The following is a 20,077-nucleotide window of genomic DNA, read 5'->3' on the forward strand; positions in this document are numbered from 1 at the left end:
TGGCGCACCCGACAAACCCTGTGGAGGGCTGTGCAGATGCTAACCCAAAAACTGAGTTGCCAAACGATACATGATTGCCCAAAAGTAGTACCTTTGCACTATGAATCAGAATGGCAATAAAAATATGTATGAGGGCCTCGCCTCATATTTCCTCCCCGAAGGAGTTCTTAAATATTTCGAGGTGACAGACTTTGCAACACAGCGTACTCTGGACAAGGATGTTCTTTACACAACAGAGCTTCACATCTATCTGGATGAGCGCGACAATCGCACACCAGACATGAAGGATTCCGTGAGCAATGGTTTTGGGGAAGAATCATGTTTACTTGACTATCCAGCCCGAGACAAGAAGGCGGTACTTCACATACGAAGAAGGCGTTGGACAATGCCGGATGGCACAACAAGAAGTGTTGACCTTGACAAGGAGTTTGAACTGAAGCATAAGGGCACTCGATACGCGAAGGACTTCGCGCTTTTTTAAAAGAGGGCGAATGGACTCTGAGACGATAACCGCTCGTCAGATTGGTTATACGTACATGATTAACAGCTCCACGTTTGCCAAAAGATACAAGGACGCCCTGAGTAACTTCGAGACGTGGGAGCAGAAGGATCACGCATCCAAGTGGATTCTTATTCCGCAAAACGTAGGTAAGGAGCAAGGCATAGACGAGACCTCCCTCCAGGGCGAACTGTACACTATCGTTCACAACAAGGATGCCCATGGTCGCAAGGGTGCAATCATAGCAGTAGTCAAGGGAACGAATCCTGCTGACGTACTGAAGGTTCTCATGCAACTACCTGCAGATAAGCGTGAAATGGTTGAGAATATCACGATGGATCTCTCAGATTGCATGCGTGTCATAGCCCGAGAGGCATTCCCTAAAGCCACAGTCATACGTGACTGCTTCCATGTCGTAAAACGCGGTGGAGAGGGCTGCGAAGAGATACGCCTGCGCCTGAAACGAAAAGCCGTAAAGGAGGCGAACAGACAGAAGGCAGAGTTTCGCAAATACCTCGAAAATCTGGCAGCGCAGAGAAAGGCTTACCGCGAGCGAATGAGGAAAAGGCATGGGAAGAACTGGAAGAAGAGCAAGCGCGGAAGAAAGCCTATGAGGCTGAACACTCGCTTTGAACCCAAAAGGCTTGAAAATGGCGAGACTCTTGTAGAGGCACAGACACGATGTCGCAAGCAATTGTCCATGAGCCGAGAGAAGTGGAGCGCAACGCAGAAAAAGCGTGCGAAGATACTTTTCGCACTCTACCCAAAACTTGAAGAAGCATACAATCTGATCAACTCCCTTAGAGCCATATTCAGAAACAAGAAACTCACAAAGGAGACTGCCAAACAGAATTTCAAGGGGTGGTATGAGAAAGTGGCTTCCTGCACTCTGCGTGAAATCAAGTCCGTACGCGATACCATCAGATTCTATGAGGATGAAATCCTGAACTACTTTGACGGACGTAAGACTAACGCTTCAGCTGAATCGTTGAACTCAAAGATCAAATGCTTTCGTGCACAAGTAAAAGGAGTCATAGACATACCATTCTTCATGTATCGTTTAGCAACAGTTTTGGGTTAGCATCTGCACGGCCTACTCCACAGGGTTTGTCGGGTGCGCCGCATTATGCGCGTATGGCTGTGGTGGCAGAAGCCATGCTCCATGCCGTTCCGCAGTTGGATTTGGTGCTTACACCCAATGGCTTTGGTGTCGTTTCAAACACCAATATAGCCCCTGCCAGTAAGGAGCGCGTGGAACGCTTGCTCCTTTCATTGGAGAAAATGCGTGATGACACGCTTGCGGTATTGTTTCCGTTACTGACGCAGGAAGTGGCATGGGCGACAAGCGACCCATGCCTATACTTCGAGCAAACGCTTTACCCGTGGTTGGATCTGCCTCGGAAACTCGGCAGTACCGACCACTCTTGGCTGCGTTATCAAGAATTGCATTCTAAACTCATCGCCATCGAGGAACGATTGGCGCATGACTTCTTCTCCTGTGAACTCTTGGAGACTCTGCGCCAAGCAGAGTTGTTGGGCAAATGGGGCGAGACCCCATCTGCACCACACTACAAGCGTGCCTGGAGGCACATCTTCGCAATAGAACTGTATATGTTACGGGAAGAAGGAGAAGTCCCCATACCATCTTGCATAGAGGTCGTGAACTCCCTCCGCAATGCTACCGATGGCATTTTTGAGGAGTGGAAGCAGTCGATGACCGCTGCTCTCTTTGAAAATCATGGGTACAAAAATGACAAAAGAAAAGGTGGGTATTGGTTCTAACTTGTCTTTTCTCTCAAATAGATGCTTCCATACTTTCGCGGTATGAAAGCATTTTCTATATCCCTGCCCAAGTCATGGTCGGAACTTTCCGACCAGCAATTGTTGTTCTTCTTTCGACAAGTCGCACGTGATTTGCTGATGAATGAGGTGTTAGCCCTTTGCGTTTGCAAATGGGCTGAAATTGTTGTGCTTTGTCGTGCAGACAAACACTCCTGTTTGGTCAAGAATAGAAAAAGCAAACGCCAAGTGGTGCTTGCCGATTGGCAAGTCACTTTTGCTGCGCGACAACTCGCATTCTTGGAGAGTTTTGCTCCCATGCCTGTGCGCATTGCTGTCATTGGCGGTGCATCGGCAGTCGCTGCCGATTTGCAAGCCGTCCCCTTTGAGGACTATCTTGCTTGCGAGAACTATTACCAAGGTTTTCTGCACACGCAAAGCATGGAATGCCTTGCGGAGATGGCGCATTTGCTTTATCCGAAACTTTCGGACAAAGCTTGTTTGGAGAACGCAGAACTGCTTTCTGTATTTTATTGGTTCGCTTCTGTCAAAGCGAACTTCACCCGTATGTTCCCACATTTCTTCACCAACATACCCCAAGAGAAAAGCAATCTCTTGGGGAGTGCTGATTTGGGGGTCGGAGAGGAACTCCGACAGGCGATGAACGCACAAATCCGTGCGCTTACAGGAGGGGACATTACCAAGGAAGCAGCCATTCTGCAAATGGACTGCTGGCGTGCCTTGACGGAGCTTGATGCCAAGGCACAGGAAGCACAAGAACTACGCAACCAACTTAAATAAAAAAGCCAAAGCAAATGCCTTGGCTGGAATGGGGGACGTGTCCCTAAAGGGATTAAACGCTCCCCCCACATCGCAAAGATAGTAATAAATATCTAATCATGTCACCTTATGAAATCAAATCTCAATTGGAATGCCACGGCATTCTTTCAAGACTTGGTTACCCGCAACAAGCTTGCCACCGCACAAGGCTTTGCCTTTGCCCGCGTGTCGGGCTTGGAAGGCTTTGAAGAGGCACTTCAAACCATGCAAAGCACCACGGCTTTTGTCTGCGTGAGCGACATGAGCCAAGGCTATATCGCACTCGCCAACACGCCACGCACAAGGCGCGTGAAAACCATCTTTCTTGCCATGCGCCATGCCATTGATGACATGGAGGCAAGGCTTTCCTGCATGGAAACACTCAGAGAAGTGTTCCGCCAATTCATGAGCCAACTCATTCTTGAACGGACACGATTAGAACAATCGTGCATTTACCTTGATGAACGCATCACGTTCAACGAGATGAACGAGTATTTCTTTTCGGGCTGCGCTTGTGCCTACTTCCAAATTGCTGTGGACACGTTTACGGATTTAAGATACAATGCCGATGAATGGGAATGACCAAGAACAAGCAGCATTAAGGGAACGCGAAAAATTCGTCACGGCTTTCAACGAAACCATGCTCAAAATATGGAAAGAGCAAATGACCTTGCTCGATGTGATAGACACAGGCGCCTTGCTCGCTTCGCCCAAGTCGTTACCGCTCCGTGCTGACGGACGGTTCATGGAACTCGGACTAAGTCAGTCTTTTTTAGAGTACGGACTTTGGCAGAACTTTGGTACGGGTAAGGAGATTCCTCGCGGTAACAATGGCGACATCGGCAGGGAGCGCAAGCGCAAGAAGAAACCTTGGTTCTCGCGTAAGTATTATGCTTCCGTCATGAACCTAAGGGACTTTCTTGCCGACAACATGGCAAAAGAATTTGTGGGCGTGGTAGCCCAATCTTTGGACGATAAGTACCTCAGATACAATCACTAAATAGTTTGGAGTTTTAAGGTTATGAGGTCATAAGATCAACTCTGCAAGCATTACGGACTTTATAACCTTATAACCTCCAAACTTAAAACTCAACTTATGAACACGACAAACATAACCAAGCAAATCACGGCTTTTCGGGCATTAAGCACCGAAGCAGCCATCATCCCCGAAAATTTGGGCGTGATATTGCAAGCCCTGGCAGACTTGCTTTCTGCTGCTGCAACAAACACGGACTTGCAGTCCCTCACGGCTTGGAAAGCCAATCTTCTGAAACTCTCCACGTTGTTGCAGAGCATCAGCCTCGGAACTGTCGGCACAGACAAGGTCTGTCTGTCCGTCATTCAGGGCAATACTGCAAGTGGCGTGCTGCAACGACAAGCAGACAATATAATCCTCAAAGCCGCCACCACCGCACAAGCCGGGGTGATGTCCGCGGCACAGGTGCAGAGCCTAACAAGTTGCACCGAGGACATGGCAAGGGCAAAGCTTGCCATATCCAACTGCAACACAAACATCGCTTCCCTAAAATCCTGGAAAGCCAAGTTGGGCGAAGCCAAGCAGGTCATTCAGCACTTCAAGTTGGGGGACGTGAACAAGGTGAGTGTGGCATTTTCTGCCACGCTCCTGAACATGGTCACGGGGGAAATGAAAAGCATCAACAATGCTTTTGCCCTCCCTGCCGCCACCTCTTCGAGTGCGGGCGTGATGACCGCTGCACAGGTGCAGCAGCTCAACAAGTATTATGACCATGTCTGCACCATCGACAAGGCGGTGTCCGCTGTCACAGACACCATAGCCACGTCCCTCGCTTATACAGGCAGTTCGCGCGTGTTGGCGGCAAGCAATGCCGCAGGCACACAGCTGTTCAGCGTCACATTGCCTATGGCTACGGCAAGCGTGCCGGGATTGACCACCACACGTGCCGTGACCGATGTGCAGAAGGCTTTGAACACGCGCGTCAAGGAGTTGGGCAATTTCTTGGAAGAGACAGCTGCGCTCAATGCCTTGCGCGACCCTTCAATTTCGGGCAATGCCGAAATCGTGGTGGCGCACCTCACGTATCAGAAGCACATGAGCATCACGCTCATTCAGAATATCGAGAACGACTACTGCCGACAAATCATATTCAACCATGCCAAGGTGTTCCAGCGTGCCATCTACTTTACGGGCAGCGACCGCAAAACGATAAGCTATGCCGAGGACTGGGGCTGTCTGTTCCCTGACCGCATGGCATGGGACGTGAACACGAACAAGTACGTGCTCTCGCAGTTTGGCATGAAGTTCAATGCGCTTTACACGGACGCCATTCCGTTGGCCAGTGCCACAACGGACGGTCTCATGAGCAAGGGGGATAAAAAGACGTTGGACGCCACTTCAACAGACTTGGTAAACCTCTACAACATGATCATGACGCTTGGCGAGCGCGTGGACGACTTGGAAAACAAGATGAAAACTGTTCAGACAAAGCTGAACGCTTGATAATACATATCTAAATGTAACGAACAATGACTAAACCCAAAGTAAGCATTCAATTTTGGTCCGCCCTCGCCATGCTTGTAGGCGGCTATGCCCTTGCAGTCGCAGGGTTCATCACACCGCCCAAAGGCGAAATCTCGGACTCTGTCCTGTGGATTTTCTCACAATGTCTCATCTATGCTGGCTCAATCTTCGGAGTAAGCATTTACTATGGTCGTAAGGTCACACAATTGCAAGACAAGATTGGTGAAACAATAGACAAGGCCATCAAGGAGGAGGAACAGAAGTTGAACAATCCTAACACTAAATCTCATGCGTAAAATCACCGAAATCATCATACACTGCAGTGCCACCCCCGAAGGCAAGGACTTCACGGTGGACGACATTCGTCGTTGGCACTTGGCACGCAAGTTTGCTGACATAGGTTATCACTATGTCATCTATCGGGACGGCAGCGTCCACAAGGGACGTGCTGAGAACATAGCTGGTGCCCATTGCCTGGGGCATAATGTCCACAGCATTGGCATCTGCTACATCGGTGGTGTGGCCAAGGACGGAAAAACGCCCAAGGACACACGCACGCCACAACAGAAGCAGGCACTTCGCCAACTCGTGCAGCAGCTTCAGTTCGTTTACCCCCATGCAACTGTGCATGGGCATAATGAGTATTCTAACAAGGCTTGCCCATCGTTTAACGTTCAAACAGAGTTATGAAGCCCTTTGTCTTTCCCATAATCATGTGGCTGTGCCTACTCACTTCGTGCCGCAGTATGCACAAAGTCACAAGTACGAACACGTTTGCCACGGACTCCGCTGTACAGGTGCAGCGGCATCAGTGGCAAACGTCACGCATTGATTCGGTGTGGCGGCACACCGAACTTTTGTTCGACAGCTGCATCGTGAGCTTCGGGGTTGGAGCAGAGACTCCAACTATCGAAGCTCCCCATGCGCTGCAAGGTGTTTCTAACGCCAAGGCGCAAAAGTATTCCCGGCAAAAGCCGCAATCCATTCGTATCTATGGCGCACACCTTTCGTCAAGCCGAAAGGAGAGCACCAAGACAGAGGCAGGGGAGGAAGACAGCCTCGCTGCGACTCGGCAATCTTCCTTACAACAAGTTCAGCAGAGGGAGTCCATGGCAAGACCATGGACTTTTCCTGTCAAGTTAATCTTGACCTTGGTATTTCTTGCAGCCTTGGTTGCCTTTTGGTGGTGCCATCGTCGGGACTCCGATGCTTGATTTTGCAGCGAAGCGAGACTTCGCTCTATTGTCTTGTAGCTTTGCTCTGTTTCTTTTAATGGGCTAAACACCTTTTCATGCTTCAAAGGAGATTAGCCCACGTTTCAGCGGAAAGGCTTCTCAGGGTTCAAAGCCATTCCGTTCAAGCCCAATCCACCCTTTCATGCTTCAAGGGAGGTTGGGCTTCTTTCATGCGCGGACCTACTTTTCATGCTTCAAAGTCAGTCCGTCAAGCCCACATCACCTTTCTCGTACCTCGAAAGAAGATGCAGGCTCTATTGGTGGCGGACAGGCTACGTGTCTCGCCAGTCCGTTTTACCGCATAGCGTGCCTTTTTTAGGCAACAAAGCGTGTTGTCGTGCTATGGCGGACAAGTCCGCTAAAACACGACAACACACTTTTTATGCCCTTCAGCGGTCGTCTGAGTACGTGCCTTCAAGTGCCTAACACTATGGCAGATTATCATCTGCTAAAGTGTTAGGCATTTTTCGGCACGTACACAGACGGATTACCGCCCGTTCGCGGTGGCGCGGGTGGTGGTCGGTCGAGACCCCCAAGGTGTGAAATTTCCCCTTGAAAGGTGGGGCTTTTGGAGGCTATCAGAGACCCCAAAATGCTTCGGGGGTGTGGGTGTTTGGTCGGGTGCGTTAGGTCGTTGGATAGTCAGAAACTCCCGAACCTCATGAGTATAAGGAAACTTGGAGGGTTGTTTTAGATAGTCAGAAACCTTGGATTTTGGCGCATTGTGAAACTTCGGGGTGCTTTGTTGCGTAGGTGGAAACTCGGAGGGTTGTTTTAGATAGTCCGAAACCTTGGATTTTGGCGCATTGCGAAACTTCGGGGTGCAAATTGGGGTGTGCGGAAACTTGGCATCTATGCACATGAGAAACTTGGAGTGTGCAATCGTGGTATTTGCGAAACTTCGGGGTGTATTCGTGGAAACTTCGGGGGTATTTTGTAGTGTGGGTATGGTGTGTGCGTTGTTTGCCTTTTCTTCTTTTTCAATGTGTTCAACCTTTTCGGCATTCGTGCATTTTGGGGACTTTTGTCGGGGTGAAGGAACTCAAAGAAGGGTATTATTTAAGATATGTTTACATATTCCGCTTTGGTGTGGGGGTGGTCGTGGTTTGACGATGTAGGGCGGTCGGGGGGTCTTCCGACGGAGGGGTTAAGGGGAAACCCCTTAACAACCCCCTAAAGCATTGATATTCAATGCTTTTATTTTTCTACCACTTAAATTTTTTCGGTTTTCATCAAAAATAGGCTTGATTTTTGAGCTTGAAACGCCTGATTTATCGTCTTTTGTGGGTGGCTCCCATAGCAGTATTTTCGTGATATTATTCACTTTCTAATTGTTAAAATTATGTCGGATATTAACGCAAATGCTACGGTCACGCTTACTGTGAACGGCAAACAGGCACAAAATATGCTCGAACAACTGAAAAAACAAGCTTCCGATTTGGAGGAACGCATCACAAAGGCGGCAGCTGCTGGGGATAAGGTGCAACTGAAGAAATTGCAAAGGGAGCTACGCCAGACACATCGCCAGATTGGGCAGATTGAGAGTGCAACCCAAGGAGTGGAGAATGTCATGAAGAGACTGGATAAAGCTTCGCCTAAGGAACTGAATAGAACGCTCAAGGAACTCAAAAAGTCCTTGAACGGCATCGAACGCGGTACGGACGAGTGGAACAAGCAGTGTGAGAGCATCAAGCGCGTAAAGGCTGAAATCGCGAATGTCAATGAGGAGCTAAGGGAAACCGAAAAGGAGAATGTGGGACTTGTGGACCGCATCAATGGTTTTGTGGACAAGTGGGGCAACATCATTGCAGGGGTGGCTGCTGTCGGCACGGGACTTGTCTTGGCAGGACGCAAGGCAGTGAACGCTTTTGCGGAGATGGACGCGGAAATGGCGAATGTGCGCAAGTTCACGGGGTTGGCTGATGACGAAGTGAAGGAACTGAATGAGGATTTTAAGAAGATGAACACCCGTACTTCGCGTGAGGACTTGAACAAACTCGCAGAGGAAGCGGGGCGACTCGGAAAATCTTCAAAAGAAGATGTCTTGGGCTTTGTCAAGGCAGCTGACCAAATCAATGTGGCTTTGGACGAGTTGGGAGATGGGGCGACCTTGACGCTTTCCAAACTCACCAACATATTTGGTGATGAAGCGAGACTTGGCACAGAAAAATCCTTGCTCGCTGTGGGTTCAGTGATTAACGACCTCTCGCAAAATTGTACAGCTTCTGCTGGCTACCTCGCGGAGTTTGGCAAGCGCATGGCTGGCGTGGGGGCGCAAGCTGGTATGACTATTCCGCAAATCATGGCTTTTGCAGCAGTATTGGATAGCCAGGGACAAGCTTGCGAGATGTCGGCAACGGCTTTATCTCAGTTGATAATGAACCTTTTTAAGGAGCCAAGCAAGATAGCCAAGGCAACGGGCATGGATTTGGACGAACTGAACAAGGCATTGAAACGCAGCACCAACGAGGGACTGCTTATGCTCCTTCAAAAGTTGAAGGAGTTGGGCAACATGGACGTACTCGCTCCTGTTTTCAAGAACATGGGTGAGAATGGCGCCCGTGCTTCACAAGTTTTGGCAACCTTAGCCGGCAATGTGGAAATGGTGAAGTGGCAACAGGAACAAGCGACACAGTCGTTTGAAGATGCCACCTCGGTGACGAATGAGTTTAATGTGCAGAACTCGACTGTAGAGGCGGAGCTGGATAAGGCAAGAAAGCGCGTCACGGAGTTGGCTATCGAATTGGGCGAAAAACTGATGCCCGTCATGAAGCATGTAATCAGTACTACGACCCTCACACTGAAGGCTATGAGTACGACAATAGACTTCCTTGCAAGAAACAAGGAAGCCATTATCGTATTGACTTCAATGGTGGTAGCTTACACCATTGCAGTCAAGGCAAATGCAATAGCTCTTAAAGCACAAGCGGCATGGCATGCCGTGTGCAAGGGTACGGCTATCGCGTACCATGCAGTGGTGAACACACTGCAAGCTGGACACATTGCTTTCAATTTGGTATTGGCGAAGCTGCAAGGAAATTGGGCGCGTCAATCCTCACTCATGGTGGACTTGAAGCGAAAGGGACTTTCGTTGGCAAGTGGTTGGGGTGTTTTGCTCGCTGCTGCTGTGGCGCTTGGCTATGGCATTTACAAGATGACTAAAAAAGTGAATGAAGCTGCCGAGGGCGAAAAGGCTTTAGCTGCTGTTCGCCTGAAAGGTCAAGAAGGTATTGTGGAGGAGAAGAACAAGATTGATGCACTGGTTAAGGTGGCACGTAATGAGAAACTTTCTTTGGACGATCGCCAAAAGGCGGTGCAAGCACTCAATAAAATAATACCCAATTATAATGCGCAGCTGGACGCGACCACGGGTAAGTACAAGGAGAACAAGGATGCTTTGGACGCTTATTTGCTTTCTCTTACGAAAAAGTATGAGATTGAGGGAGCAAAAGATATGCTCAAAGAGATTGGCAAACAAAAGGCGCAACTTACCATGGAAATTAAACAGCTGGACGAGGAAGCTGATGCGTATGATGCCAAACAAAAAAGTATCGAATCGGCAAGCTCGAACACGATGTATAGCTATGGTACAGCTGGCGGAACAATGGCGAGTTACAGCGGTATTGCTAATGGTTCACAAGCTGCACGCAAACGAAGTAAAGCGAACAGCAAACGCAAGGAACTGCAAAAACTGAATGCGCGTCAGAAAGCTATTACAGACACTTATGGCGATGATCTCGGCAAACAAGCTGCCGAGGAAACCAATCATAAACCTGTCGTCACAAACAATGGTGGAGGTGGTGGCGGTGCGCCTGTAGTGGACGATGATAAGAAGAATAAAAAGTCGGACAAGTTCAAGGCGGAACAAGATTGGCAGAAAGAACAGAATGCGCTCAACAAGAAAGCATACATGGAGGGGGAAAAGGACTATGAAGCCTATGTGGAGCGCATGGAGGAGATTGAGCAAGAATTTTATCAAAAAGTGCTTGCTAACAAGAAGATCACCGCGGAAGAGAAAGCCGAAGCGGAAGCGAACTTGGCGGAAGCAAAGAAAAAGCAGACTGACCGCAAAAACTCTCCCGATGATTGGAAAGCGAAAGAGGAAGCGCTTAACCGCATTGCGTATGCAAAGGGTGAGAAGGATTATGAGCAATACACCGCACGCATGGACGAGATCAACGTGCAGTATTGGAAAAAGAAGATGGAGCGTTCTGACGTTTCTGCTAAAGACCTCTTGGAGGCGCAAGCGCAATACCAGGAGGCTATGAAGAAACAGGAGGAGAACGCAACTTCTGCTTCTCGCGAACGAGAAGATAAAGCGTATAATGCCCAACTCGCGGAGTTGAAGCAACGCTATATTGATGGACTTTCTGACACAAAAACCTACGAAGATGCAGTGGGGTTGGCTGAGTTGGAACATCTTCGCAAAGTGGTGCAGCTTTATAAGGAAGGCTCCAAGGAAAGACTTGCAGCTGAAAAGGAATATCAGAACAAGGTATTTGCCAATCAGCAGAAGATTATCCAACGCCAGCAACAAGTGAAACAGCAACTTAAAGAGGAGTATTTTGGGGCAAATGCTGATGAACGACTTACGCAATACGATAGTGCGATGGCAGCTCTTCAACAAGTTTACAACGCTGAAGTAAAAGCAGCTGGCGACAATGCGGCAGAGAAACTGCGCATAGAGGAAGCGTTCGAGAAGGCAAAGCTGGCTTTGCGTAAGAAGTATGCCATTGATAGTATTGGTGTGACTAAGAACGGCATGGAGAAAGCCAATGAGAAATTGGCTAATTGGTTGGAGAGCGATGCCGGACAAGCCGTTACGCAATCGTTCTCCACTGTCATGAGTGGCATGGGTGAGATATTTAGTGGCGTTTCTTCTCTCGTCCAGGCGGAACTCGAGAAGGAAACTGCTGCCATCAATGCCCGCTATTCTGCGGAAATCTCTGCGGCAAAGGGTAATAACTACAAGGTGGCGAAGCTTGAAAAGGAGAAACAAGCCGCCCTTGCCAAAGCGAAGAACGAGGCAAACAAGAAACTATTTGCCATGCAGGTTATTCAAGCGGTGGCGCAGACGGCCCAAAACGCTATCTCTGCTTATGGTTCGGCAGCGGCTATTCCTGTGGTCGGTTATATCATGGCACCTATTGCAGCGGCTATGGCTATTGCTGCGGGCATGATACAGATTGCCGCGATCAAAAAACAACAACAGGCAAGTGAGGCACAAGGATATGCGCAAGGTGGTTTTACTCCGCAAGGCAGAGTAAACGAAGAAGTGGGCGTAGTTCATGCCGGGGAATGGGTGGCATCACAAAAGTTGCTCGCATCACCTGTGGCAAGACCTTTGATTAACGCTTTGGACTATGCACAAAGGACTAACACCATCGGATCCTTGCGAGCCGATGATGTTTCACGAACAATTGTGGGAACAGGTGCGGTGGCTTCGCCTTCACCGCAACCTGTAATTATTCAAGCGCCCACGGACAATGTCGCTTCGGCAGCTTTGGCACAGAGTGCAGCTGTACTCAGTAAGTACGAAGAAACAATGAATCGACTAAGCCAAAGATTGAATGAACCTTTTGTCACCGTGAATACAGTGACAGGGGACACAGGTATCAAGCAAGCACAAGACGAGTATGATACACTTATGCGCAACAAGTCTCCTAAATCAAGGAGAAAATGACTTAATTTCACTATATTTGCAGAAAAATCATTGTATTATGAAAATGAATGTAGAAGACTTTGAGTTAGAGCTTTATTTACCCGAGCCAACTCGCTTTTATTTTGATTCATCGCTGAAAGAATTTCATGATCTTACAGACCTTGAAAAAGTTCAACACTTAGCCTTTTGTTGTGCAAATGGTTGGAATATGCTTGAACATATAAAACTTATGTTTGAAGATTACGATGATGTAAACGCGTTCAAAATTCGCCTTAAAGAAACCCTCATTAGATATATTATTTTCTTGAGAGTACATGGCAATTGGGATAATGATGAACTTGTTGACAAAGCGTATAATATATTGCTTTCTTATACAGAAAAGTTTCATTCTTCTATAGAAGATCTTGTAGATATATTGAAGTCTGAATTGAATAGTTATGTTCATTGGACACTTGATAGAGGTAATATTGAATTTGAAGATGAATTAGATATCAAGCTTTGATGTCTTTTTTACATGAAATGTAATGTGCTACTTTTGCTAATAACAAAGGTAGCACATTACATTTATGGAAATCATCATCAACAACCAACAAGCCGTATTGAAGGAAGGCACATCGTTTGACTTCATTGCCGAGAATAGATTATTTACGGGAAGTGACAGCTATACGCTGACAATCACTTTCCCTTTGCGAGGGTGTGCCCAAAACATAGCGATATTTGGGCATATCCACCGCGCAGATGTGGCAAAGAACAAGGTGGTGTTCGATTGCGAAATTCGCGATCGTGACTTTTATCGGAGTGGCACCATCACCATCACGGAAATTTCTGATGTGGAAGTCAAAACGCAATTTTTGGAGGGACGCAGTGAGCAAAACTTTGATGAGACATTCGACGATATTTATTTGAATGAGCTGGATTTGGGTTATCCTACAAGCCGCGTGGCGGTTGCAGGGCATTGCATGGACGATATGCGTCCATACCCTGATAATTTCTGGGTCCCGTTGCCCTGGGTGAATAACACTTCGGGGAACATTCAGAATGAAATGGTGTGGAACGCAGACAAGAATGAATTTATTTGGCCGCATGAAACCAATGCGCAAACGGGAGCACAGGCTTTGTCGTTTCAGCCTTACTTGCTGTATATCCTTTACAGGATATGCAAGCAGGTGGGTTATAAGTGGGATTTCATGGCATTGGAAAACTCTGCCTTTGTTAATCTCCTTATATGCAACACCTTGCCTGCGGCATGGGGCGCTTATAACTTTGCACTTGCTTTGCCACATTGGACGCTGACGGAGTTCTTTGAAGAGCTGGAGAAGTTCCTGTTTGGGGATTTCACCATCAACCACAAGCAGAAAACGATTTCTTTCAAATTCTCTGATGCCATTGCCACGGAAGCAGATGAGGTTCTGTTGGACAAGGTGGTGGATAGTTATACCACCCAAGTTACACAGGAGGATAAGTCGGAATACTTGGGTAGCGTGAATGTGAAGTATGAGGACAATGGCAGTTTGCTTTGGGCATACTATTCGTGTGATTGGTACATTCGCAAATATGGCAAGGATGCCAAGGTTTATGATAAAATGGCAGATTTGTTGGAGGCGGCAAAGTCGCTTAAAATAAGTGGGGTGTACACAAGGCAAACAAGACCGAACGCCAGCAGCACGCAGTATGTGCGTGGCTACAAATATGGCTCTGATGGACACAAATTGTTTTATGTCAAGGAAAACCGCACATTCTTTGTCATGTACTGCTACAAATCGGAGTTTGTGATGGAGGGTACTTCGGGCTTTTCAGACAAGACGAAAACGAAGTGGTATCGCTATTATAATCGTTTGCTCCCTGTCAATGCCTATGGGGAACGCTTTGCGGACAAGAATGCAGAGGACTTGGAACTGAAGATTGTGCCTGCTTGGATTGAGGGGACGGGAGACAGTCACGGCAATATGCTTTTCATGAATTGTGGCGAGATGGGAAGCAGTGAGAATTGGACACTGACAGAAGATGGGAGCGGTTCTTCAAGCGGTAGTCGTTCTGACCGTGTGTTTGGCAGTTCAACGTCAGCCAACACCATTGACTACGATGCAGGAGATTTGGCGCAAGGTGCGGCAAGCCGTACCATTGCCAAGGGGGAGAACAAGAACACGGACGCTTACTTTGACCAAATATATATGGGCTTTTGGAACGGGGTGCAGTACTTCAAGCCGTATATGCCGCACCCTGTGGTGGATTTTGTGGAAGTTTCAGATGAGTTCCAGGCATTCGTCACGCCTTTTTCACTTCGCTTGAATGAGGGAATGTGGGAGGAGAAACGCGAAGTGTTATACAAAATAGATGGCAAGAAAAAGTATCAGTTCTCGTTCTTGTCTGATACTTTGCCCAATCCACGTGCCCTATATTATATAAGGGGAGGCAAGTATGTTTGCGAAAAAATAACTGCGACATTCAAGGAGAGTGGAATGTCGCAGCTATTGAAAGGCACGTTTTATCGTGTTTTAGATGAAGATGAATAAAGTTCAGATGATGGCGCCTTGGAGTGCGGTGGCATGGCGCTCGATGGTGGTACGCAAAACCTTTGCGTAAATCTGTGTGGTCCGAATGTCCTCGTGTCCGAGCATTCGGGCTACATTTTCGATGGGGACATCATGCGCCAAGGCGAGTGTGGCAAAGCTGTGGCGGGCAACGTGGAAGGTCAGATTCTTCTTGATGCCAAGCTGTGCTTGTATCAAGTGAAGGTAATCATTTGCCTTTTGGTTGGAAATCTTGGGCAATTTGAAGTCGTACTTTTTCAACACTTCCATGGCAGGCGCAAGGATAGGGGTGAAGAATTTCGTATCGGTCTTGATGCGGTTCCCGTCAATGAAAACCAAATCACCCTCCTTCACCGTCATGGACTGATAGTCAAAGTTCTGCACATCGCAGAAAGCAAGACCTGTGTAAGCGGAGAAGATGAAGAGGTCGCGCACCCGTTCCAACTTTCCATCAAAGGGATAGTCGCGCATTTTCTTCAATTCGCTTTCGAGCAGAGGTTGGCGCTCTTTGCTCTTGCCACGGGTGACACTCACAATTTTGTAAGGATTGCGTGGTATCTCGTCCAATCGTGCCAGTTCGCCCACCCATTTCTTCAGCCGTTTGTGGTAGCCATAAATGGTAACGTCACTCCGCTCGCCATTGTGCAGCCATCGGTCGAAGGCAAGAATGTTCTTGGGTGTCAAGTCACCATACGTCTTTAGTTTGCCGTAGGTTTTGACGGCATCAATCACTACTTGCTTGTGCTTGCGCGTGCCGATTTTAATGTCCTCGGCTGCCAAAGCTTCCTCGCAGTAGGCGATGAAATCTTTTTGAGCTAAAATCTCTTCGGGTGAAAGTTCTGGCTCATTGTTTTTTGCTTGTTCTTCGTAGAAATGCTTGTTGAAATTTTCAACATTCGATTCCTCACCAAGCACGTTCATGGTGACGAGAATGTTTTCACATTTCTCTACCACAGCTTTTACTTCTGAAGAATTGGAGTCTTTTTCCCATTCCTCGGGAGTTGATGTCCCTATAAGAACGTATTTACGGACCTTTTTGCCCAGATTTACTACAACATCAACGTAGCCATAACCCTTTTTGGCTGCTTCCTTTCTTCTGTCGAAAACGACTTTTACAGCTTTACTCTTCATGAGAATAGTAGGTGTTAAGCGGAAAAAAATCGCTCCGAGTAGAAAAAAATGCCTGTTTCGGCAATTTTTTTTGAAGGAAGTGAGGTGTATCACTTTTTATGTATCACCTTTTCCAAAGTTGTATCACCTATTGTATCACCTTTTTGGCTTATGAGGGCTTGTGGTGGCACATGTAGGCTACTTGGAGTAATTTTCAACCGCAGTAGTTGAACTTACCATCTCCTTAATTGAACATATACTTTTATGTTTTTGTTAGGCTAATCAAAGTGTGTAAATGCTTGATAACCAACGAAAAAGTGGACTCTACTTTCGTAAAATCCACTTGATACTTTTCTTTGGAATTGATTTTCCTTCGTGATTCTGCAATAGTCACTAAGTGACCCCGTTGGGAATATAAGTGACTTGCTTGGGGTTCGAACCCAAGACCCCAACATTAAAAGTGTTGTGCTCTACCAACTGAGCTAGCAAGTCAAACCGTTATTGCTGTTAAGCGAGTGCAAAGGTACGAAGATTGTACTAACGCACCAAATTATTTGCCAACTTTTTTTGTTTTTTCTGAAGTTTGAGGCTCCTCAGCGGGTGGAGCGGCGGGTTTGTGCGGCTTTTTGGCGTCCTCGTTTTCGTCCAGATAGATGCCAGCGGCCTTCTCCATGGCAATGGTTTCGGTGTCCAGTTCGTCGGTGATGCGCTCACTGCCCACCACGTAACGCCTGTAATATGATATGGCCAACGTGGTGACGGGCAAGGCAATGATAAGGCCGACAATGCCCAGAACGTAGCCCCATACCGACAGTGACAATAAAATGATGGCGGGGGGCAGCCCCATAATCTTGCCCATTATGCGCGGGGTGAAAATGGTGTCTTGCAACACCTGCACCACCAAATACACAATCAGTACCAGGCAGAGCAGCCACCAAAAGTTTTCGCCAGATTCGGCAGCCTTGAGCAGTGCCAGCAAGGCGGCAGGCACCATGCCGACCACTTGCAGGTAAGGCACAAAACTGATAACACCAATCAGGCAGCCAAGTCCTATGGGCATGGGAAACCCGATAATCAAAAATCCGATAGAGAACATCACACAGTTGCTCAGTGCCACCAGTGCTTGTCCGCGAAAGTAACCCGCCATGCCGTGTTCGATGTCGCTCACCAGTTGCGCGGCAAATGCGCGCTTGTTGCGTGGCACAAACTTTATCCAGCCGTTGGCATACTTCTCGTAGTCGGTAAGTATGAACAGCAAGTATAGCAAGGCTATGAGTGAGCAAACAATGTTAATGATGATGCCGGCCGTGCTCCACAACACATTCCACAGTTTGGGCAGAGTTGTCTTGAAGGCTGACATCACGTCCTTTTGCTGCAGCAGGTGCTCTATTTGGTATTCGTTGATGTGGCGGTGCAGAAATTGCTGCACAGGCACGGGTATGGTATTGTTGTTGATGCCCCCTTGTATGTACGAGAGAGCCACGTCTTTAAGGTGTCCAATCTCCTCAATCATGGGCGGCACCACAATATAAATGAATCCGGCTATGGCCCCGCATGTGAGCAGCAGGGTGATGATAATGGCCAGCAAGCGGTTGCGCAGCCTGCATTTGTTTTGCAAGAAACGCACCACCGGGTAGAGCAGATAAGCTACCATCCATGCTACAAAGAAAGGTATCAGCACCCCGCTCAAATAGTATAGCGCAGTGCCGAGTCCGGCAATGAGTAGCAGCCCGATTAGTCCGCGAATAAAGCGGTCGAAAGTAATGGGTGACTGTCCGCCCACCTTGAAGGCTGCATTATCAGGTGTGCCGTTGTTGGCAGAATTGTTCTGTGTCATAGGACGCATATTTAATAGAGTTTGAAAACCCTCTTTGGGCTTTCTGTGGCAAATATATCTATTTTATCTCAAAAAGGTGCAAGTCGAGCGCACAAAGTCAAACTTGTTTGAATTTTGTGCCGAGGCGCAGCCCCTTTTATTCAAAAAGGTGCAAGTCGAGCGCACAAAGTCAAACTTGTTTGAAATTTGTGCCGAGGCGCAGCCCGTCTTTACCCTAAAAAAGAGGAAAAGCCCCGCTTTTTGTTTGCACAACAACAAAATAGCTATATATTTGCACCATGGGAACACTCTATTTAGTACCCACACCCGTGGGAAATCTTGAAGACATAACCCTCCGAGCCTTGCGCATTTTGAAGGAGGCCGATGTGGTTCTGGCCGAAGACACCCGCACCTCGGGCATACTGCTCAAGCATTTTGAAATAAAGAATCAGCTGGTGTCGCACCACAAGTTCAACGAGCACCAAACGGCCGATGCCTTTGCCGCGCGCATGGCAGCCGGCGAGGTTATGGCACTCATTTCCGACGCTGGCACGCCGGGCATCTCCGACCCCGGCTTCATGTTGGTGCGGGCCTGCGTAGCCCGTGGCGTAACGGTGCAGTGCCTGCCTGGCCCCACCGCCTTTGTGCCGGCTCTTGTAGCATCGGGCCTGCCCTGCGAGCGTTTCACCTTCGAGGGCTTCTTGCCCCAAAAGAAAGGGCGTGCCACCCGTTTGGCCGCCCTGCAGGAGGAGCCCCGCACCATGATATTTTACGAATCGCCCTACCGCGTAGTAAAGACCCTCACCCAGTTCGTCGAGGTGTTTGGTCCAGAGCGTCACTGCTCGGCTTGTCGTGAAATATCAAAAATACACGAAGAGAGCGTGCGCGGCACCCTTGCCGAGGTGCTGGCCCACTTTACCGAAACCGAGCCGCGTGGCGAGTTCGTTATTGTGGTTGAAGGCTATGAAGCCCCCAAGAAAAAGAAAAAAGACACTAAACACGACGCAGAATAAACGTGCTAAGTCTGCAAATTATTCATATTCGCTAATATCTTTCCGTTATGAAGAAGTTAATCATGCTGCTTGCAGCAGTGTGCACCTTGTCGTTTGTCACATCGTGCAACACCAAAAAAGAAAAAGAGCAAGAGGCTCAGGACCCCAATGCGGCTACCATAGACTCTTTGCGCCAAGCACTTGCCCAGTCGCAGAACGAGTCGAGCGACATGTTTGAAACGCTGTCGCAGATACAGGACGGCTTTGACCAGATAAACGAAGCTGAGGGCATAGTAAATGTTGAAAACCGCCAGGGTGAAAAAGGCAACAAGCAGCGCATCATCGACAACATGACGCTCATTCAGAACAAACTGAAACTCAACCGCGAGCTTATAGCCAATCTGCAACAGCAGTTGCGTGCGTCAAACCAAAGCGACTCGCGCACCAAGGCCAAGCTCGAGGAGATGGTGGCCAACTTTAACAAGCAGCTCGAAGACAAGAGCAAGGAGATAGAAGACCTCCGTGCCCAGCTGGCTGAGAAGGACATCAAAATAGCCGAACAAGGCGAGCAAATTAACGCGTTAAACACCAATGTGAGTGACTTGACGCAAAAGAATGAGGAAAAGGCGCGCACTGTGGCTGCACAGGACAAGGAACTGAACACAGCCTACTATGTGTTTGGCACCAAGCGCGAGTTGCGTGAGCAGCGCATATTGCAACGTGGCGACGTGCTGAAGAGCAACGACTTTAACAAGGACTACTTTACGCGCATCGACCTGCGTGTGACCAGAACCATACGCCTCTATTCAAAGAGTGCCAAGCTCATGACCAGCCACCCGGCCAGTTCATATTCGCTCGACAAGGACGCCCAGGGACAGTACACCTTGCGCATAACCAATCCGCAAGCTTTCTGGAGCGTGAGCAAATACCTTGTCATTACTGTAAAATAAACCCGCACAAACCGCACTCTTTCCTACACAACTTTTTATTTGCAATAGTGCCTGCACTCTGTGCTAATTGTACTGAACGGTGTGATAATAAGGGCGTTATGTGACGTAGGTGACATCGAAAAATGCCTACACACTTGCCCACACTCGTCTGCACGTTTGTCTACACTTGCCTGCACTGTGCGCA

The 20,077-nt window shown here is 48.2% G+C and carries 16 protein-coding genes and 1 tRNA gene; 14 read left to right on the top strand and 3 right to left on the bottom strand.

Annotation, left to right across the window (positions count from 1 at the left end):
• The first annotated feature begins 124 nt into the window (after positions 1 to 124).
• From BQ5453_RS03265 to BQ5453_RS03325, 12 genes are all read left to right on the top strand, one after another.
• Entirely contained in the window at positions 125 to 481 is a 357-nt protein-coding gene (locus tag BQ5453_RS03265; RefSeq protein ID WP_143033282.1) for an ISAon1 family transposase N-terminal region protein, read from the top strand.
• 55 nt (positions 482 to 536) lie between these two features.
• The gene (locus BQ5453_RS03270) at positions 537 to 1,580 is read left to right on the top strand and encodes a transposase (RefSeq protein ID WP_074027632.1); all 1,044 of its coding nucleotides are present in this window, start codon (positions 537 to 539) and stop codon (positions 1,578 to 1,580) included.
• A 53-nt stretch (positions 1,581 to 1,633) separates the two neighbouring features.
• Positions 1,634 to 2,281, top strand: a complete 648-nt coding sequence (locus BQ5453_RS03275) for a DUF6712 family protein (protein WP_071122140.1) — start codon at positions 1,634 to 1,636, stop codon at positions 2,279 to 2,281.
• A 42-nt stretch (positions 2,282 to 2,323) separates the two neighbouring features.
• Positions 2,324 to 3,079: a hypothetical protein gene (locus BQ5453_RS03280; RefSeq protein ID WP_143033283.1), complete on the top strand. Its 756-nt coding sequence runs from the start codon at positions 2,324 to 2,326 to the stop codon at positions 3,077 to 3,079.
• Between the two features lie 108 nt (positions 3,080 to 3,187).
• Positions 3,188 to 3,679: a hypothetical protein gene (locus tag BQ5453_RS03285; protein WP_071122142.1), complete on the top strand. Its 492-nt coding sequence runs from the start codon at positions 3,188 to 3,190 to the stop codon at positions 3,677 to 3,679.
• Positions 3,666 to 4,097: a hypothetical protein gene (locus BQ5453_RS03290; protein ID WP_143033284.1), complete on the top strand. Its 432-nt coding sequence runs from the start codon at positions 3,666 to 3,668 to the stop codon at positions 4,095 to 4,097. Before BQ5453_RS03285 ends, BQ5453_RS03290 begins: the two co-directional genes overlap by 14 nt.
• A gap of 96 nt (positions 4,098 to 4,193) precedes the next feature.
• A complete protein-coding gene (locus BQ5453_RS03295) occupies positions 4,194 to 5,576 on the top strand; it encodes a hypothetical protein (protein ID WP_071122144.1) in 1,383 nt (460 codons plus the stop codon).
• A gap of 26 nt (positions 5,577 to 5,602) precedes the next feature.
• Positions 5,603 to 5,893: a hypothetical protein gene (locus tag BQ5453_RS03300; RefSeq protein ID WP_071122145.1), complete on the top strand. Its 291-nt coding sequence runs from the start codon at positions 5,603 to 5,605 to the stop codon at positions 5,891 to 5,893.
• Complete coding sequence (locus tag BQ5453_RS03305; protein WP_071122146.1) at positions 5,886 to 6,287, top strand: N-acetylmuramoyl-L-alanine amidase; 402 nt, start codon at positions 5,886 to 5,888, stop codon at positions 6,285 to 6,287. Before BQ5453_RS03300 ends, BQ5453_RS03305 begins: the two co-directional genes overlap by 8 nt.
• Before the next feature lie 1,887 nt (positions 6,288 to 8,174).
• Positions 8,175 to 12,515, top strand: a complete 4,341-nt coding sequence (locus BQ5453_RS03315) for a phage tail tape measure protein (protein ID WP_071122148.1) — start codon at positions 8,175 to 8,177, stop codon at positions 12,513 to 12,515.
• A 37-nt stretch (positions 12,516 to 12,552) separates the two neighbouring features.
• The gene (locus tag BQ5453_RS03320) at positions 12,553 to 12,996 is read left to right on the top strand and encodes a hypothetical protein (RefSeq protein ID WP_071122149.1); all 444 of its coding nucleotides are present in this window, start codon (positions 12,553 to 12,555) and stop codon (positions 12,994 to 12,996) included.
• A gap of 64 nt (positions 12,997 to 13,060) precedes the next feature.
• A complete protein-coding gene (locus tag BQ5453_RS03325) occupies positions 13,061 to 15,007 on the top strand; it encodes a hypothetical protein (protein WP_071122150.1) in 1,947 nt (648 codons plus the stop codon).
• Positions 15,008 to 15,010: 3 nt separating this feature from the next.
• Here the strand turns inward: BQ5453_RS03325 and BQ5453_RS03330 are convergent, their stop codons facing one another.
• The 3 genes from BQ5453_RS03330 to BQ5453_RS03340 all read right to left on the bottom strand — a co-directional run bounded on the left by BQ5453_RS03330 (position 15,011) and on the right by BQ5453_RS03340 (position 17,972).
• Positions 15,011 to 16,156: a site-specific integrase gene (locus BQ5453_RS03330; RefSeq protein ID WP_071122151.1), complete on the bottom strand. Its 1,146-nt coding sequence runs from the start codon at positions 16,154 to 16,156 to the stop codon at positions 15,011 to 15,013.
• A 398-nt stretch (positions 16,157 to 16,554) separates the two neighbouring features.
• Positions 16,555 to 16,627: transfer RNA gene (locus tag BQ5453_RS03335), tRNA-Lys, on the bottom strand.
• Positions 16,628 to 16,685: 58 nt separating this feature from the next.
• The gene (locus tag BQ5453_RS03340; protein WP_071122152.1) at positions 16,686 to 17,972 is read right to left on the bottom strand and encodes an AI-2E family transporter; all 1,287 of its coding nucleotides are present in this window, start codon (positions 17,970 to 17,972) and stop codon (positions 16,686 to 16,688) included.
• A 278-nt stretch (positions 17,973 to 18,250) separates the two neighbouring features.
• On the opposite strand from BQ5453_RS03340, the gene rsmI reads away from it, so the two are divergent.
• Positions 18,251 to 18,964 (top strand): 16S rRNA (cytidine(1402)-2'-O)-methyltransferase, encoded by a 714-nt coding sequence (gene rsmI, locus BQ5453_RS03345; protein WP_022101057.1) that lies wholly within the window; start codon positions 18,251 to 18,253, stop codon positions 18,962 to 18,964.
• Between the two features lie 47 nt (positions 18,965 to 19,011).
• Positions 19,012 to 19,893, top strand: coding sequence for a Cbp1 family collagen-binding glycoprotein adhesin (locus tag BQ5453_RS03350; RefSeq protein ID WP_071122153.1), 882 nt, complete (start codon positions 19,012 to 19,014; stop codon positions 19,891 to 19,893).
• Positions 19,894 to 20,077 lie beyond the last annotated feature (184 nt).

The sequence above is a fragment of the Prevotellamassilia timonensis genome (genome assembly GCF_900106785.1).
Lineage (GTDB): Bacteria > Bacteroidota > Bacteroidia > Bacteroidales > Bacteroidaceae > Alloprevotella > Alloprevotella timonensis.

Coding starts and splice junctions, on each gene's coding strand:
- BQ5453_RS03265 (WP_143033282.1), top strand. CDS start 125: ATGTATGAGGGCCTCGCCTCATATTTCCTCCCCGAAGGAGTTCTTAAA.
- BQ5453_RS03270 (WP_074027632.1), top strand. CDS start 537: ATGATTAACAGCTCCACGTTTGCCAAAAGATACAAGGACGCCCTGAGT.
- BQ5453_RS03275 (WP_071122140.1), top strand. CDS start 1,634: ATGGCTGTGGTGGCAGAAGCCATGCTCCATGCCGTTCCGCAGTTGGAT.
- BQ5453_RS03280 (WP_143033283.1), top strand. CDS start 2,324: ATGAAAGCATTTTCTATATCCCTGCCCAAGTCATGGTCGGAACTTTCC.
- BQ5453_RS03285 (WP_071122142.1), top strand. CDS start 3,188: ATGAAATCAAATCTCAATTGGAATGCCACGGCATTCTTTCAAGACTTG.
- BQ5453_RS03290 (WP_143033284.1), top strand. CDS start 3,666: ATGAATGGGAATGACCAAGAACAAGCAGCATTAAGGGAACGCGAAAAA.
- BQ5453_RS03295 (WP_071122144.1), top strand. CDS start 4,194: ATGAACACGACAAACATAACCAAGCAAATCACGGCTTTTCGGGCATTA.
- BQ5453_RS03300 (WP_071122145.1), top strand. CDS start 5,603: ATGACTAAACCCAAAGTAAGCATTCAATTTTGGTCCGCCCTCGCCATG.
- BQ5453_RS03305 (WP_071122146.1), top strand. CDS start 5,886: ATGCGTAAAATCACCGAAATCATCATACACTGCAGTGCCACCCCCGAA.
- BQ5453_RS03315 (WP_071122148.1), top strand. CDS start 8,175: ATGTCGGATATTAACGCAAATGCTACGGTCACGCTTACTGTGAACGGC.
- BQ5453_RS03320 (WP_071122149.1), top strand. CDS start 12,553: ATGAAAATGAATGTAGAAGACTTTGAGTTAGAGCTTTATTTACCCGAG.
- BQ5453_RS03325 (WP_071122150.1), top strand. CDS start 13,061: ATGGAAATCATCATCAACAACCAACAAGCCGTATTGAAGGAAGGCACA.
- BQ5453_RS03330 (WP_071122151.1), bottom strand. CDS start 16,156: ATGAAGAGTAAAGCTGTAAAAGTCGTTTTCGACAGAAGAAAGGAAGCA.
- BQ5453_RS03340 (WP_071122152.1), bottom strand. CDS start 17,972: ATGACACAGAACAATTCTGCCAACAACGGCACACCTGATAATGCAGCC.
- rsmI (WP_022101057.1), top strand. CDS start 18,251: ATGGGAACACTCTATTTAGTACCCACACCCGTGGGAAATCTTGAAGAC.
- BQ5453_RS03350 (WP_071122153.1), top strand. CDS start 19,012: ATGAAGAAGTTAATCATGCTGCTTGCAGCAGTGTGCACCTTGTCGTTT.